A 15,831-nucleotide genomic window follows, 5' to 3' on the forward strand; every position below is an offset into this window, starting at 1 on the left:
GAATTGTCATGCTGAGCTTGTCGAAGCATATCAATAATATAAAAATGAAAAAACAAAGGCTAGTCATTCTAGGAGGAGGAGAAAGTGGTGTTGGTACAGCGCTTTTAGGAAAGGATAGAGGGTTTGATGTGTTTGTTTCAGATAAAGGAAAAATAAAAGAAAAGTACAAAGACGTTCTTATACATAATGAGATTGAATTTGAGGATGGTCAGCATACAGAAGCTAAAATTCTAAATGCAGATTTGGTAATGAAAAGTCCTGGTATTCCAGATAAAGTTGCTTTAATAAAAACAATTAGAGCAAATGGAATTCCAATTCTTTCTGAAATTGAATTTGCATCAAATTTTACTAATGCCACTTTAGTTGCAATTACTGGTAGTAATGGTAAAACAACCACAGCTAGTTTGACGCATCATGTGTTAAAGCAAGAGTTAAATGTTGGATTAGCAGGAAACATTGGTGACAGTTTTGCAAAACAAATTTTGGAAGATAACTATCCAAATTACGTGTTAGAAGTGAGTAGCTTTCAGTTGGATGATATTTTTGATTTTAAGCCTAAAGTTGCGGTTTTGCTCAATATTACTCCAGATCATTTAGATCGATATAATGAGGTGTTTGAAAATTATATCGCTTCAAAATTCAGAATTATTGAAAACCAAACTCAAGAGGATTATTTTATCTATGATGCCGATGATAAAGTCATCGAGTCTTGGTTAAAACAACATCCTATTCAATCAAAATTATTACCATTTTCATTAATAAAACCAATTGAAAATGGAGCGTATTTAGACAAAGACAATATTAAAATAACAATAGATAATAACCAGATAATTATGCCAACAGCAAATTTAGCATTAGAAGGAAAACACAACATTAAAAATGCAATGGCTGCATCAACAGTAGCGCACTTATTAAAAATAAGAAAGCAGACCATTCGCGAAAGTTTAGAGAATTTTCAAGGTGTAGAACATCGTTTAGAGCATGTGCTTAAAATCAACAAAGTGCAATATATCAACGACTCAAAAGCAACCAACGTTAATGCAACTTACTACGCTTTAGAAAGTATGGATGCTCCAACAGTTTGGATTGTTGGCGGACAAGATAAAGGGAATGATTACAATGAGTTGTTTCAGTTTGTAAACGAAAAAGTAAAAGCCATCATTTGTTTGGGACTTGATAATGAAAAGCTCATGGACAATTTTGCTAATATGGTTGATGTTATTGTTGAAACGCAATACATGAGTGAAGCCGTGAAAATTGCTTATAAAATTGCTGAGGCAGGAGATAATGTGTTATTGTCGCCAGCTTGTGCAAGTTTTGATTTATTTGAAAACTATGAAGATAGAGGTCGTCAATTTAAAGATGCTGTAAGAAACCTGTAAAACTAAAAGATAGATGGTTTTGAGAATCTCATCCATCAAACATAAAAATGCAAGCACTATTTAAAAATATAAAAGGAGACAAATTAATTTGGGCAATTGCAGCGCTATTGGCAATTTTCTCATTTCTTCCTGTGTATAGTGCTGCAAGTAATTTAGCTTATGTTGGAGGTTCAGGCAATACTTTTGGGTTTTTTGTCAAACACTTCATGCACTTGTTCCTTGGTTTTGCAATCATGTATGGTGTGCATAAAATTCCATATCGATATTTTAGAGGCTTGTCAATGGTAATGATTCCAATTGTATTGGTATTGCTAATTGTAACAATGCTTCAAGGAACAACTATTGAAGGCGCAAATGCCAGTCGATGGATTCAAATTCCTTTTGTTGGTATGTCGTTTCAAACATCCACACTTGCCGCTGTAGTGTTGATGGTATATGTGGCTCGATATCTATCAAAAATACAAGATAAAAACGTCACATTTACTGAAACGTTGTTGCCACTTTGGGCTCCAGTGTTCTTTGTGCTCATTCTGATTTTACCTGCTAACTTTTCAACAACTGCCATTATGTTTTTAATGGTTATGATGTTGTCATTTATTGGAGGTTATCCTATTAAGTATTTGGCTGTAATTATTGGTACTGGAATAGTGGCATTATCACTATTTATTCTCGTAGCCAAAGCTTTTCCAGATGTTATGCCTAATCGTGTTGATACTTGGATGAGTCGTATTGAAAATTTCGCCAATGGCGAAGATACTGAAGCCGATTACCAAATTGAAAAAGCTAAAATAGCTATCGCTTCTGGCGGAATTCAAGGTGTTGGACCTGGTAAAAGTGTTCAGAAGAATTTTTTACCGCAATCTTCATCCGATTTTATTTTTGCCATCATTATTGAAGAATATGGCTTAATAGGAGGCTTGTTTTTGTTAGTCATGTATTCGTGGTTACTATTCAGAATTGTGATTGTTTCTCAAAAATCAGATACAGTTTTCGGAAAATTACTAGTGCTTGGTGTTGGTTTACCAATTGTCTTTCAGGCCTTAATTAATATGGCTGTTGCTGTTGAATTATTTCCAGTAACAGGACAAACATTGCCATTAATTAGTAGTGGAGGAACTTCTATTTGGATGACCTGTTTGGCTATTGGAATTATATTAAGCGTAAGTGCAAGACGACAAGAATTAAAAGATAATGAAGATTCAAAAAACGATAACCCTTTAGAAATATTAAGTGAAACCATTTAATGAGTAACTATAAAATCATATTATCAGGAGGTGGAACAGGAGGTCATATTTATCCTGCAATCGCGATTGCAAATGAGTTAAAATCTCGTTTTCCTAATGCTGAGTTTTTATTTGTTGGTGCTTCCGATCGTATGGAAATGGAAAAAGTACCTCAAGCTGGTTATAAAATTGAAGGCTTATGGATTTCTGGACTTCAACGAAAGTTAACACTTAAAAATTTGATGTTTCCGTTTAAACTGATTTCAAGTTTATTAAAGTCTCGAAAAATCATCAACACTTTCCAACCAGATGTTGCAATTGGTACAGGCGGATTTGCAAGTGGACCATTATTGAAAGTTGCTTCATCAAAAGGAATTCCGAGTTTAATACAAGAGCAAAACTCTTATCCAGGCATCACAAATAAGCTACTGAGTAAAAAAGTAAATAGCATTTGTGTAGCGTATGAAGGTTTAGAAAAATTCTTTCCTAAAGAGAAAATTATTGTAACCGGAAATCCAATTCGTAAAGATTTATTAGAGGTTGAGCACAAACATATTCAAGGTAAAGATGCTTTTAGGCTGATTCATAGTAAGCATACACTTTTAGTTTTAGGTGGAAGCTTAGGAGCCAAACGTATTAATGAATTAATTGAAAGTAAGCTAGAGTATTTTAAATCACTCAATGTGCAATTAATTTGGCAATGTGGTAAACTGTATTACCAACACTACAAGCGATATAATAAGCTAGATAATGTTCAAGTACACGCTTTTTTGAATAATATGGATATGGCTTATGCCGCTGCAGATATCATTATTTCTAGGGCTGGAGCAAGTTCTGTATCAGAGTTATGTGTGGTTGGAAAACCAGTTATTTTTATTCCTTCACCAAATGTTGCTGAAGACCATCAAACCAAAAATGCTAAGGCTATTGCAGATAAAAATGCAGCAGTTTTGATAAAAGAATCGGAATTGGATGCTCAGTTTGAAAATGAATTTTCTGAAGTCTTGAATTCAAATGATAAAAGAGAGACCTTAAGTAAAAATATAAAAGAACTGGCATTAGTTAATGCAACTAATGCTATTGCAGACGAAGTAGAAAAATTGTTAAACAGCAAATGAATTTAAATCAGATACATAGCGTTTACTTTATTGGTGTTGGAGGCATTGGTATGAGTGCTTTGGCACGCTATTTTGTTGCTAAAGGATTAGTAGTTGGTGGTTATGATAAAACCAAAACTGAAATCACAAGCGCTTTAGAAGATTTGAATATTGCAATTCATTTTGAAGATGATGTAGATACAATTCCAAAGACTTTTCTAGATAAAGAAACGACACTTGTAGTCTATACTCCTGCAATTCCTAAAACTCACAAAGAATTACAATTTTTTAAATCTAACGGATTTAAAGTTCTAAAGCGTTCTGCAGTTCTCGGAGAAATCACAAAGCAAACCTTTTGTATGGCTGTGGCTGGTACGCACGGAAAAACCACAACGACTAGTATTTTAGGGCATTTACTTACTGCTTGTAATGTTAAAGTGACTGCTTTTTTAGGCGGAATTAGTGAAAACTATAATTCAAACCTTATCCTAAACGGAACCGATATTACTGTTGTTGAAGCTGACGAATTTGATCGTTCGTTTTTAACCTTGTCTCCAGATTATGCCTGTATCACATCGATGGATGCAGATCACTTAGATATTTATGGAGATGCTTCAGAATTAGTGAAATCTTTTGAGGATTTTTCAGATAAAATAAAACCTAACGGAAAACTGTTTGTCAAAAACGGATTACCTATAAATGGAATTACGTATGGTATCGAAGACGATTCAGATTATTCTGTTCAAAATATAAAAATAATAGATGGTAGCTATGTGTTTGATGTAAAAACACCGCATACGCTACTCGAAGATTTTAAATTTAGCCTACCTGGTAGACACAATCTGTCGAATGCTTTAATTGCCTTGGCGATGTCTGTAGAATACGGAATCCCTAAACCGCAGCTCGCCAAAGCTTTAGCATCCTATAAAGGTGTGAAACGCAGATTTACTTACCAGATTAAAAGCAAAGATTTAGTGTTTATTGATGATTATGCACATCATCCAGAAGAAATAAATGCAGTGCATCAAGCCGTTAGAGAAATGTATCCTAATAAGAAAGTGTTGGCAGTATTTCAACCACATTTATTTAGTAGAACAAAAGATTTTGCCGATGAATTTGCTCAAAGTCTTTCACTTTTTGATGAGATTATTTTATTAGATATCTATCCAGCTAGAGAGTTACCAATTGAAGGTGTAAATTCTGAATGGTTATTGGGTAAAATTGAACATAACAACAAAAAATTAGTTCAAAAATCGGAGCTAATTCAACATATAAAAACATCTTCAGCATCAATAGTTTTAACGATTGGAGCTGGTGATATAGGAGAAGAAGTAAAACACATAAAAGAAGCACTTAGTATTGCGAGTTAATTTTAGTCACATAAAGGTCGTTTTATTGGTTCTATTCGTAGGATTTCTATTTGCATTTTCTTCGTTTAGAAATTCAAATAGAGTCGTGGCAACTCCTTTAATACAATTTGTTGGTGATGATAATCTATTTATAACTCAAGCGACTGTTAGTAAATTGTTAATACAAAATCAAGAGAGTGTTACAAACAAACCCAAAGATATTATAGATTTGAACGCGTTAGAGACAGCCCTAAACTCTAATCCAATGATTAAGCAAGCACAAGTGTTTATGAGTGTTGATGGTTTAATCACTGCCAATGTTGAGCAAAAAAAACCTATAGCAAGAGTAAGTACAAATGCATCCTATTACATTGATGATGAAGGTTCATATATGCCTTTATCAACAAATTATTCGGCAAGAGTGCCATTAGTAACAGGAGCCATTAAAAAAAATAACTTGTCAAATGTGTTCACTATGGCTCAAAAAGTCAGAGCTGATGAGTTTTTAAAAAAGCATGTTATTGAGATTCATCAAAATGAAGATCAATCTATAGATTTGAGATTACGCAATATGGATTTTAAAGTGCATTTAGGACGCTTAAATCTTTTAGAAAAGAAAATCAATAATCTCAAAGCGTTCTATTTAAAAGCCAAAAAGGACAACGCATTAGATAATTATAGTGTAGTGAATTTAAAGTTTGATAAGCAAGTTATTTGCACCAAAAAATAAGTGATGGAGAATAAAATTTCAGTAGGATTAGATATCGGAACCACAAAAATTGTGGCAATGATTGGTCGTAAAAACGAATACGGAAAGGCAGAAATTTTGGGTATTGGTAAATCCAAAAGCTTAGGTGTGCACAGAGGTGTAGTTAATAATATTACACAAACCATTCAATCTATTCAGCAGGCAGTTCAAGAAGCTGAAGCTGAAGCAGGAATGAAAATAGAAGACGTAACTGTTGGAATTGCTGGTCAACATATTAGAAGTTTACAACATAGCGATTATATCACTAGAGCAAACTCTGAAGTGGTTATTGATGAAGAAGATATCGACCGATTGATTAATCAAGTTCATAAATTAGTCATGTTGCCTGGTGAAGAAATTATTCATGTCTTACCACAGGAATATAAAATTGATGGCCAAGCTGAAATAAAAGAACCTATTGGAATGTATGGTGGACGCTTAGAAGCTAATTTTCATGTGGTTGTCGGACAAGTATCATCCATCAGAAATATTGGTCGTTGTGTAAAAAGTTCAGGTTTAGAACTTGAAGGCATAACACTAGAACCATTGGCATCTGCAAATGCAGTTTTAAGTCAAGAAGAAAAAGAAGCAGGAGTTGCTTTAATTGATATAGGAGGAGGAACCACAGATTTAGCAGTCTTCAAAGATGGTATTATTCGTCATACAGCTGTAATTCCGTTCGGTGGAAATGTGGTAACAGAAGACATTAAGGAAGGCTGTTCAATTATCGAAAAACAAGCTGAATTGTTAAAGATAAAATTTGGTTCAGCTTGGCCAGGAGAAAATAAAGATAACGAAATTGTATCAATTCCTGGATTAAGAGGTCGTGAACCTAAAGAGATTACACTAAAAAACTTGTCTAAAATCATTCACGCTAGAGTCGTTGAAATCATAGAACAGGTTTATGTTGAAATCAAAAATTATGGCCACGAAGAGCAAAAGAAAAAATTAATTGCTGGCATTGTTTTAACTGGTGGAGGAAGTCAATTAAAACACCTCAAGCAATTGGTAGAATACATCACAGGAATGGATACCAGAATTGGGTATCCTAATGAGCATTTAGCTGGAGATAGTGATGATGATATTGCAAGTCCATTATTCGCCACAGCAGTTGGTTTAGTAATGGATGGCTTAAAACGTCAAGAACGCAAACGTGTAGAAAAAGAAGTTGAAGAATTTGAAATGGTTTCCGAAGAGCATGCTGAAGAACATGTTGCTCAAGAGGAAGACCATCCACAGCCACCAAAAAAAGAACGTAAATCGTTCTTAGATAAGTTAACTGAGCGTGTTAAAGATTTTTTAGACAACGCTGAGTAAAGCATTAAACCATTGAATAAAATATTAAGTACAAAAACAACCAGTAAAACAACTATTTATGAGCAACAACATTGAATTAGGCAATATTGCATTCGATCTGCCAAAAAACCAATCAAACGTCATTAAAGTGATTGGAGTTGGTGGAGGAGGAAGTAATGCCATTAATCACATGTTTCAACAAGGGATTAAAGGTGTTGACTTCGTGATATGTAATACAGATGCCCAAGCACTGCAAAATAGTGGTGTCCCAAACAAGATCCAATTAGGAGTTAATTTAACCGAAGGGTTAGGAGCAGGAGCAAATCCTGAAGTAGGAGAACAAGCAGCCGTTGAAAGTCTTGAAGATTTAAGACGCATGTTAGACTCCAATACAAAAATGGTATTCATTACTGCTGGAATGGGAGGAGGTACAGGAACTGGAGCTGCACCAATCATTGCCAAACTAGCTAAAGAAATGGATATCCTAACTGTAGGTATTGTAACAATGCCATTTCAGTTTGAAGGAAAAACAAGAAATGAGCAAGCTCAAAAAGGTATTGAAACCCTTCGTGGTCATGTAGACTCGTTAGTTGTTATTAACAACAATAAACTTCGTGAAGTTTACGGTAACTTAGGGTTTAAAGCTGGATTCTCTAAAGCAGATGAAGTGCTTTCTACTGCGTCTCGTGGTATTGCCGAAGTGATTACACATCACTACACGCAAAATATCGATTTACGTGATGCAAAAACTGTTTTAAGTAATAGCGGAACAGCAATTATGGGTTCATCTACTGCTTCTGGAAAAACTAGAGCACAAGATGCCATTATGAAAGCTTTAGATTCACCATTGTTAAACGATAATAAAATTACTGGAGCCAAAAACGTTTTGTTGCTAATCGTTTCAGGTTCTCAAGAAATTACAATTGATGAGATTGGAGAAATCAATGATCACATTCAAAGCGAAGCTGGTCATGGCGCAAATATCATTATGGGTGTTGGCGAAGACGATTCTCTTGAAGAGTCAATCTCTGTGACTATAATCGCTACTGGTTTCGATTTAGATCAACAACATGAGATTTCTAATACAGAACAGAAAAAAGTAGTTCATGCTTTAGAAGATGATAGAAATGATGATGTACATGTAAAAGAAAATGATCCTGCTATTATCACACCAGATATCGTTCTTGAAACTGAAGATAAACAACCAGGAGTTGTTGTTCATACACTTACAGAAGAGGACGAATTAGACGATATTGTAGATGAAGTTGAAACCAATTTAATTGCAACAACAGATATTATTAAAAATATAAATGTTGTTTATGAGGAGGTTTTAGATCATAAAACAAAAGAAGAAGATTTTATTATCACTCCTGTTCAAGAGGTTAAAAAAGAAATAATTGAAGAGGCTGAAGAGGAGCAAATTACGTTAAGTTTTGATTTGCCTTTATCTTTCGGAAAAGAAGAACAAGCTCCTGAAACACCTAAAGTTGAAGAAAAAACGGTGTTTGAGTTAGATGATGAAGACGTTAAAGACTTGAATGTAACAGATCATATTGAAGTAGTGCCTGTAACTGAAGCTAATGAAGAAGGAGAAACACGTTACGCTCTAGATGATTTTATGACCTATGAATCTTCAATTAACGATGAAACTAAAACGAAGGTTCAGCCTGAAGTTGAAGAAGAAATTGTTTTTGAGAAAAAAACCGTTGAGCCAGAAGTGTCTGAAGACGAATTCAAAGAAGAAATTGATCCAATGAATAGTCCGATTTCAGAATTACTTAAAGAACGTGCTGATGAGCGCAGACGTAAGATGAAAGATTTCAATTACAAGTTCAATACAGCAAAAATTGATGATATAGAAAAAGAACCAGCATATAAAAGACAAGGTGTGAATTTAGAAGAATCTCAGCATTCTTCAGATACCAAAGCTTCCAGAACTTCTGTTACTACCGATGATAACGACGATATTCAATTAAGAAGCAATAATTCATTTTTACACGACAACGTAGATTAATAGCAAATTTAGTTTAGTGTTTCACACTTTGTTAAACCCGAAAAGTTGAGATAAACTTTTCGGGTTTTTTTGTATGAAACATACAGTCTTTACCTTTTAGTTTTTCATTATCTTCGCAGTCTAATTAAAATAGTAAATTATGAGTTTGCAAAATGATATCATGTCTGCGATGAAAACCGCAATGAAAGATAAAGATCAAATAGCTTTAGCAGCATTAAGAGCTGTTAAGTCTGAACTGTTATTGGCTCAAACTTCAGGTTCTGGTGAAACTATTTCAGAAGAACAAGAGATAAAAATTTTGTCTAAGTTAGTCAAACAACGAAAGGATAGCGCTGCCATCTTTACAGAGCAAAATCGTAATGATTTAGCCGAACCAGAATTGGCTCAAGCTAAGGTAATTTCTCAATTTTTACCAGCACAATTAAGCGAAGCTGAAATTGAAAAAGTTGTAGCTGATACCATTCAAAAAGTAGGAGCAGAAGGTATGAAAGATATGGGTAAAGTTATGGGAATGGTTAATAAGCAATTGGCTGGACAAGCAGATGGAAAAACCATTTCGACAATAGTAAAAGCTAAACTTTTATAAAACAAAGGCCTCGTAGTTCAACTGGATACCTGCCTGCCGCAGGCAGGGAATATCAGATTTCAAAATAATAGAAAGTGTATTATGTTTATGTCATAAGGAGTGAAATTGATAATCGATTGTATAAGGGAATGACTAAGCGTTTAGAGAGTCGTATTAAAGAACATAATTTAGGCTTTACTAAATCAACTAAAGGTTATTTGCCATGGAAATTAGTATATAAAGAAGTATATAATACAAGAATTGAAGCTAGAGCACGTGAGAAGTTTTTAAAAACAGGAAAAGGAAGAGATTATTTAAAAAAAATATTGGCCTCGTAGTTCAACTGGATAGAATATCAGATTTCGGCTCTGAGGGTTGGAGGTTCGAATCCTCTCGAGGTCACGAATAAATGCTGAAAATAGAAAAAATGCCAAGCTTGCTTGAGCATTTTTTTGTTTTCAGTATTTTCAAAGCGGAGCATTTGAGGAACAGCGAATGTAATGAGCTAATCCTAAAATTTTCAAAGCGGAGCTTTGTTAGGAAACACATTGCGAATCCTATATACTAAAGTAATGTCTTATATTAGCTTGCTTGAGCATTTTTTTGTTTTCAGTATTTTCAAAGCAGAGCCTTGAAGCATACATAAAGCATCTCGATCAAAATTTATGATTCAACTCATTTCAATTTCACTATATTTATTAAATGCAAAAAGCCCTAATGCTAATTTTTTTAATTCAAAAGAGTAAAGAAGACCCAATAGTTTTTCGATGGGTTTTTTTATTTCTCGCTGCTGTTTTAATTATAGGCACTGTTCTTTTGGCTATAAATAGGTTGTTTTACTTTTTTGAAATGGCTTATGTAGAGTATGTGAAAAAACGTTTGTTTTTCAATCATTTATATGTTGTTAAAAAAGACTTATCTAAAGAAGATAAATCTATTTTGCGACAAAAAATAAAATTTTATAATAACTTATCAATTAAGCATCAATCGTACTTTGAGCACAGAGTAAATCAAACCATAAGTCGAATAGAATTCATTGGTAAGCAAATAGAAGTAACCAATGAGATGAAAGTTATTATTTCTGCAACTCTGGTTAAGCTTACATTTGGCTTTAGAGACTATCAAATAAGCTCTGTAGAACGTGTTCTAATATATCCTGAAGCCTTTTATTCTGAAACCAATAAAACGTATCATAAAGGTGAGTTTAATTTGGGATATAGAGCTTTAGTTCTGTCTTGGAAAGATGTCTTGCATGGTTACCAAATTGAAGATGATAATCTTAATTTAGCTGTACATGAGTTTATACATGCGATTCATTTTTACTATATGAGTGTAAGAAGACGAAGCACAAGCTCTGCTATTTTTTTAGATTCGTTTTATGAATTAACTAATGATTTAGATAGCAATAGTAAGTTAAAAGAAAGGTTAGTGGCTTCAGAATACTTGAGAGACTATGCCTACACAAACCAGTTTGAGTTTCTGGCTGTAATTATAGAAACCTTTATTGAAACTCCACAAGAGTTTAAATCCCAATTTCCAGAGATTTATAAAAAAGTAAAAGGAATGCTAAATTTTAACTTTGCTGGTTATTAGCATTAAAGCTTAAAAACCACTTGTGCTACATATTGAAAGTGGTTATTGTCAAATTGTCTGTCTTTTGCATTAACAGCAAATTTTCCAATACCTTGAAGCCTAACTCCAATTTTTTCAGAAACCCAAACAGTACCACCTAAGGCTAAGTTACCTGAAGAGTTTAATTCATTAACAGAAAAGATTCCAAATCCAGCTCCAGCATATAAGTCTAACCACTTTACACTGTCAAATAACACATCAGAAATGTAGTATTTAATGTATGTATTTGTTGAGATATAAAAGTATTCATCTTTTAAAACACCACCATCAATTTCATTTTTTGTGTCATATCCATTTAAAGTGACATCTTGCTCGATAGCAAAAAACTTTGTCCACTTATGCTCAATGGCTAAGGCTAGTGGATTTCTAAACTGAAAATCTCCTAAACGAGAAAAAGGTTGTCGTGTTCCTAAGCTACCAACTGCATTGACACCAACACTAAGTTTCCACGGACTATCTTCAACATATTCGTCTTCAGGAGTATCGTACTTTGTATTAGACGTAGTCTGCGAATTGCCATTAAAAGTAATTAATGATACAAAAAATAAAAATAGAACTAAATTTCTCATCGTTTAATAAATAAGTTATCTCAAATATATGTTTAAAGTACTAATTTACAAAGAAACTGTAAACATATTACATTTAAAAGTTATGACTTAATATTTTTCCCGATAAACCTTAGATTTATGCCTTTTTCCTTTAAAAGTTCACTTCTATAATTTCTATTGGTTATAAATGACCATATTCTACTCTTAATCATGACTTTAATAAATTGAATTTTTCCTAGTGTACCATCAATAAGCTTTCGAAATGAAGGGTGTTTTAACTTCATTAAAAACATGCTGTTTATAAAACGATTAGACTTATAATCTTTGAAATCTTCAAAGAAAATTTTGCCAATAGAAAAATAGTGTTCAAAATATGCAGGCTTTAACATGTTACTTATCTTGTAATTGTGCATTTTGTTTAGAATAAGCAAGTCGTAGATAGATTTAAAACTTATTCTGCTATATCTATATCCTAAATCATTTGCTTGAAAATTCATAATAGTATGAAATAGTAAATGATCATTTGAAGGAACATACGTATTATGAATATGATTTTTCTGTTTAAGGATCTTATTAGGATCTAGAATCCCACCATAAGGTTTTGATAGTACTTTTTTGTGAACTTCTACTGCTGCTAATTTTGAATCAGATTGAAGTCTTGGTAAATGTTTAAAATCAAAATGCCTTGCAGTTAAGCCTTGTGAAGTTCCTGTATAACCATTGTCGATTAGTAATTGATAACAAGTATGCATTTGATTTTCTTCTACCAAAAGGTCTATATCTCCTAACATTCGTTCACCTAAATCTGTGTAGTATTTTTTAATAAGCAATGCACTGCCTTTTAAAAACACATAATTAATATTATTGGCATTTAATAGTTTTGCAATTTGGTTTATTTCTTCAGTTAGGGTAGTGTTTCTGTTTCTGTTAATTGCTGTAATATCTCCTAAGTATTCCAATAAATCTTCAGGCAAGTATTTAAGTAGTTTTTTTTCTTTAAGTCTGCAATAACAAGTGGTTAGTACTAAATAATTGCTAGAAACATATACAAATTGTTCCCAGTCTATGTCGTTGGAAAGCATTTTTTCTTCTAAAGCTTCAATAGAGTTTTCATAACTCAATATATCTGCAATTAGCTGAAGTGTGTATTTATATGAATTTTTTAACGAAGACAAAAGTTGTGTTGAATGACTCTAAAAGTAATCAAATTTTATGATTCTTCGAAAAGGTCTTTGAATTTTGAAATGGCAAAGTCGTTATTATGATATCTTAGCTCATAACATGTAATTTGTTTTAACCAATTGATGAATTTTATGGCATGAGTTTCTTTTGGAGAGATCCATGAATCAGGAATTAAGGTTTCAAGAATTTTACCTGAACTTATTTGATGTAAGGTGTTGTCTTTTTCAGCATCAAATTTTACGTATACTACTTTATTACAAGAAAAGTAAGAGTCAACCTCTTTATAATTTTGAATAGGAGGAACATATTTAATGTTCACTTTTTTAGGACCACTAGTGTGAGTTTTTAATTCATCAATAGTACTTAAATAAGGTTTTAAAGCTTCAAAAGCACCTTTTTTTATCGATGTAGCAGCAGGATAACGATATAGTTTGTCATCTGCATATAGTGGAGTAAAGTCGTCACATAGAATATCAAATCCATGTGCCATTAACAATACAGATAAGGTACTTTTTCCATTTCCAGAATCTCCTATAATCATAATTGATTCTTTTCCATTACTAACTGTAGATGCATGAAAAGCTGCAATCCAATTATCTATTAAAGTATTGTGAATTGTATTTGTAAGTTCTAATGCAAACCTGCCTTGTAGAAAATGAAAGGATTCAGTTTTATAACTTCCTACATGAATCCCGTTTTTTAATAGATGAAGATTGTCATCTGTTTTAAAAATATCAAACAACGTATCATGCTTAGAACAATTTTTAGTTGAATGATGAGCAATTTGTGGATGTACTAAACTTTTGATAACCTCAGATTCAAAACGGATTTTTATGGTTTTATCAAAAAAAGTATAAAATTCTTCTATTTGAGGAGTTAAAGATGTAGAGGTTTCACCTTGAAATGATGGAGTAGTGTTGTCATTTTGATTCACTTCGTTTAAAAAAGTAGCAATGTCATTAAAGAGCTGATTTGCCTCTTCTTTTTTTAAATCAAAATTTTGCTGAATATATGCAACAAACAAATCCCGATGAAAATCGGGATTCGTGTATTGTTGTATAATATCACTATTTATTTTTGATGTTACTACGTATCTATTTGATGTATGAAACCAAAGTAATGTAGTATCGTTATCAATATCATGAATTAGCTTTGGTGCTAGATTCGTTTTCAAATCAAAAAAATAGTTTTTGTTTTATTCGAAAGGGTTTCCTCCTGGATCAGGTGGAGATGAAGCTTGAGCTTGTTTAGGGTTTAAAACAATGAACGTACCAATAGCTGTCAAAGCAGCATATTTGCTCATCTTTTTTATTGCCTCCTTACGAGTAATTTGATTTTCTGAATTAATATTTTTCATATTATATAAAATATATATAAAGGTCAAAAATAATAAAATTTATTAAATATCATTAATTTTCGACCTTTATTTTTAAAAATTAGTCAATAATTACCTTCTTAGTCTTCTCTTGATCATTACTTTGTACCGTAACAATATACACACCAGAGTTGATGTTAGATACATCAATACGGTTTTGTAAGTTCTCATTATCAAGTTGAGTGCTAAGCACTAAACGGCCTTGAGTATCGTACAATGTTAGCATTGTTTTAGCATCTAGTAACTGACCACTAACGACAAGCTCTTTAGACGATTTCAGTGTAAAGATATCTAACAGATCAAGGCTGTTATCCATAGTAGATAAAGTTTCGTTAGAAGTTCTAAGGAAGAAACGTCCAGTACCATTTAGAGGAGTTGTAGGTGTTATGATGTAATCTGTTTCATTAAGCAGAGTTACAGTATTAGCCACAACATCTTCAAGATAGATCTTAACCGATGCAGGTACATTGATATCGGCAATACTAAAGGTTAGTTGTTCGCCTTGATTAGCATTTACTCCTAACGGAATGGTTACATTGTCAAGCTCATTATGACTTAAAGCTTGTAATGCTACAGGGTCACCAACATTGTCTTGAACTAAATGAGAGTAAAGTGCAAACTCAGGAGCTGTATTGCCCCAAAGATTAGCATCATACCCAACATCAAATCCAGCAGAAGCATTGGTGTTAAAGTAAAACTCTGTATTGAAAGCTTTCTCATTCGCACTCAAGTTAAGTTTAACATAAGTTAACTCCGCATTACGACCAACGATAAAGTCATCACTAGTTCCAACAGAACGCATAGCAGGTGTGAACTCTAAGTCATAAGCAGCAACATTATCGGCATTTGCACTTACCATAAAACCTTGACCAGGTGCAATACGAGTAGAAGCCGTTGTATTAACTAAGTTATATATCGTCCAACCATTTTGAGCACTACCATCGTATCCATAGATAGCAGCTGTAGGAGCATCAAATAATTGAATATTAACAACACCACCTACATCATGTAGTAAAAACTGCTGTACATTTAAGTAAGACGGATAAGGGTTACCCACTAAGTTCCATTCTTGATTGTTAGTACCTTGGTTAACAATATCATGAGTTATGGTTCCAGTTTCAGCATTACCAGTAAAGGTAAAAGTATCATTATCAGTAGAAGCAGCTCTATACCCAACACCAGCATCAAGGGTAGCAGTTTCGGTATTAGCCCAAGTGACATACTGACCAGTCACCTTTTCAAACGGACCAAATAAGTAAAGTGTACCAGCGCCATTGCTAAAGATATTAGGATTAGCAGCAGCAAAGTCATCGAATTGTTGACCCGTTAAAGGAGCCGACACGAGGTCGTTACTACCAGTAGTACCAGAGCCATTAATGTTAACATGACGCTCATATTCCATAGTACCTACAATAGTTCC

General features: G+C 33.2%; 15 protein-coding genes and 1 tRNA gene. 11 read left to right on the top strand and 5 right to left on the bottom strand.

What is annotated here, in order from left to right:
* The first annotated feature begins 44 nt into the window (after positions 1–44).
* From murD to ACP15M_RS09035, 11 genes are all read left to right on the top strand, one after another.
* Positions 45–1,382, top strand: coding sequence for a UDP-N-acetylmuramoyl-L-alanine--D-glutamate ligase (gene murD, locus ACP15M_RS08985; protein WP_425076859.1), 1,338 nt, complete (start codon positions 45–47; stop codon positions 1,380–1,382).
* A gap of 47 nt (positions 1,383–1,429) precedes the next feature.
* Positions 1,430–2,626: an FtsW/RodA/SpoVE family cell cycle protein gene (locus tag ACP15M_RS08990; RefSeq protein WP_425076860.1), complete on the top strand. Its 1,197-nt coding sequence runs from the start codon at positions 1,430–1,432 to the stop codon at positions 2,624–2,626.
* Complete coding sequence (gene murG, locus ACP15M_RS08995; RefSeq protein ID WP_425076861.1) at positions 2,626–3,723, top strand: undecaprenyldiphospho-muramoylpentapeptide beta-N-acetylglucosaminyltransferase; 1,098 nt, start codon at positions 2,626–2,628, stop codon at positions 3,721–3,723. The genes ACP15M_RS08990 and murG overlap by 1 nt, the downstream gene beginning before the upstream one ends.
* Positions 3,720–5,072: a UDP-N-acetylmuramate--L-alanine ligase gene (gene murC, locus ACP15M_RS09000; protein WP_425076862.1), complete on the top strand. Its 1,353-nt coding sequence runs from the start codon at positions 3,720–3,722 to the stop codon at positions 5,070–5,072. The genes murG and murC overlap by 4 nt, the downstream gene beginning before the upstream one ends.
* Positions 5,073–5,157: 85 nt before the next feature.
* Complete coding sequence (locus tag ACP15M_RS09005; protein WP_425076863.1) at positions 5,158–5,781, top strand: cell division protein FtsQ/DivIB; 624 nt, start codon at positions 5,158–5,160, stop codon at positions 5,779–5,781.
* 3 nt (positions 5,782–5,784) lie between these two features.
* Positions 5,785–7,116 carry a cell division protein FtsA gene (ftsA, locus tag ACP15M_RS09010; protein WP_425076864.1) on the top strand — a complete coding sequence of 444 codons (1,332 nt, stop codon included), beginning with the start codon at positions 5,785–5,787 and terminating at the stop codon, positions 7,114–7,116.
* A 58-nt stretch (positions 7,117–7,174) separates the two neighbouring features.
* The gene (gene ftsZ, locus ACP15M_RS09015; protein WP_425076865.1) at positions 7,175–9,109 is read left to right on the top strand and encodes a cell division protein FtsZ; all 1,935 of its coding nucleotides are present in this window, start codon (positions 7,175–7,177) and stop codon (positions 9,107–9,109) included.
* A 139-nt stretch (positions 9,110–9,248) separates the two neighbouring features.
* Positions 9,249–9,695 (top strand): GatB/YqeY domain-containing protein, encoded by a 447-nt coding sequence (locus tag ACP15M_RS09020; RefSeq protein WP_425076866.1) that lies wholly within the window; start codon positions 9,249–9,251, stop codon positions 9,693–9,695.
* A 74-nt stretch (positions 9,696–9,769) separates the two neighbouring features.
* Positions 9,770–10,012 carry a GIY-YIG nuclease family protein gene (locus tag ACP15M_RS09025; protein ID WP_425076867.1) on the top strand — a complete coding sequence of 81 codons (243 nt, stop codon included), beginning with the start codon at positions 9,770–9,772 and terminating at the stop codon, positions 10,010–10,012.
* Positions 10,003–10,076, top strand: a tRNA-Arg gene (locus ACP15M_RS09030). The genes ACP15M_RS09025 and ACP15M_RS09030 overlap by 10 nt, the downstream gene beginning before the upstream one ends.
* Positions 10,077–10,376: 300 nt before the next feature.
* A complete protein-coding gene (locus tag ACP15M_RS09035; protein WP_425076868.1) occupies positions 10,377–11,267 on the top strand; it encodes a zinc-dependent peptidase in 891 nt (296 codons plus the stop codon).
* Between the two features lie 2 nt (positions 11,268–11,269).
* Here ACP15M_RS09035 and ACP15M_RS09040 read toward each other — a convergent pair whose 3' ends face one another.
* The 5 genes from ACP15M_RS09040 to ACP15M_RS09060 all read right to left on the bottom strand — a co-directional run.
* The gene (locus ACP15M_RS09040) at positions 11,270–11,875 is read right to left on the bottom strand and encodes a hypothetical protein (protein ID WP_425076869.1); all 606 of its coding nucleotides are present in this window, start codon (positions 11,873–11,875) and stop codon (positions 11,270–11,272) included.
* Positions 11,876–11,955: 80 nt separating this feature from the next.
* Positions 11,956–13,029, bottom strand: a complete 1,074-nt coding sequence (locus ACP15M_RS09045; protein WP_425076870.1) for a nucleotidyltransferase family protein — start codon at positions 13,027–13,029, stop codon at positions 11,956–11,958.
* 35 nt (positions 13,030–13,064) lie between these two features.
* Positions 13,065–14,210, bottom strand: coding sequence for a hypothetical protein (locus ACP15M_RS09050; RefSeq protein WP_425076871.1), 1,146 nt, complete (start codon positions 14,208–14,210; stop codon positions 13,065–13,067).
* Between the two features lie 21 nt (positions 14,211–14,231).
* Positions 14,232–14,393 (bottom strand): hypothetical protein, encoded by a 162-nt coding sequence (locus tag ACP15M_RS09055; RefSeq protein WP_425076872.1) that lies wholly within the window; start codon positions 14,391–14,393, stop codon positions 14,232–14,234.
* A 79-nt stretch (positions 14,394–14,472) separates the two neighbouring features.
* On the bottom strand, positions 14,473–15,831 hold a 1,359-nt coding region (locus tag ACP15M_RS09060), incomplete at its 5' end, for a T9SS type A sorting domain-containing protein (RefSeq protein WP_425076873.1).

Origin of the sequence: Psychroserpens sp. S379A (assembly GCF_049800755.1) — a bacterium.
GTDB lineage: Bacteria > Bacteroidota > Bacteroidia > Flavobacteriales > Flavobacteriaceae > Psychroserpens.

Excerpts from the sequence above, each read along its gene's own strand:
- ACP15M_RS09055 (WP_425076872.1), bottom strand. The coding sequence starts at position 14,393 with ATGAAAAATATTAATTCAGAAAATCAAATTACTCGTAAGGAGGCAATA.
- murG (WP_425076861.1), top strand. The coding sequence starts at position 2,626 with ATGAGTAACTATAAAATCATATTATCAGGAGGTGGAACAGGAGGTCAT.
- ACP15M_RS08990 (WP_425076860.1), top strand. The coding sequence starts at position 1,430 with ATGCAAGCACTATTTAAAAATATAAAAGGAGACAAATTAATTTGGGCA.
- murC (WP_425076862.1), top strand. The coding sequence starts at position 3,720 with ATGAATTTAAATCAGATACATAGCGTTTACTTTATTGGTGTTGGAGGC.
- ACP15M_RS09035 (WP_425076868.1), top strand. The coding sequence starts at position 10,377 with ATGCAAAAAGCCCTAATGCTAATTTTTTTAATTCAAAAGAGTAAAGAA.
- ACP15M_RS09040 (WP_425076869.1), bottom strand. The coding sequence starts at position 11,875 with ATGAGAAATTTAGTTCTATTTTTATTTTTTGTATCATTAATTACTTTT.
- ftsZ (WP_425076865.1), top strand. The coding sequence starts at position 7,175 with ATGAGCAACAACATTGAATTAGGCAATATTGCATTCGATCTGCCAAAA.
- ACP15M_RS09020 (WP_425076866.1), top strand. The coding sequence starts at position 9,249 with ATGAGTTTGCAAAATGATATCATGTCTGCGATGAAAACCGCAATGAAA.
- murD (WP_425076859.1), top strand. The coding sequence starts at position 45 with ATGAAAAAACAAAGGCTAGTCATTCTAGGAGGAGGAGAAAGTGGTGTT.
- ftsA (WP_425076864.1), top strand. The coding sequence starts at position 5,785 with ATGGAGAATAAAATTTCAGTAGGATTAGATATCGGAACCACAAAAATT.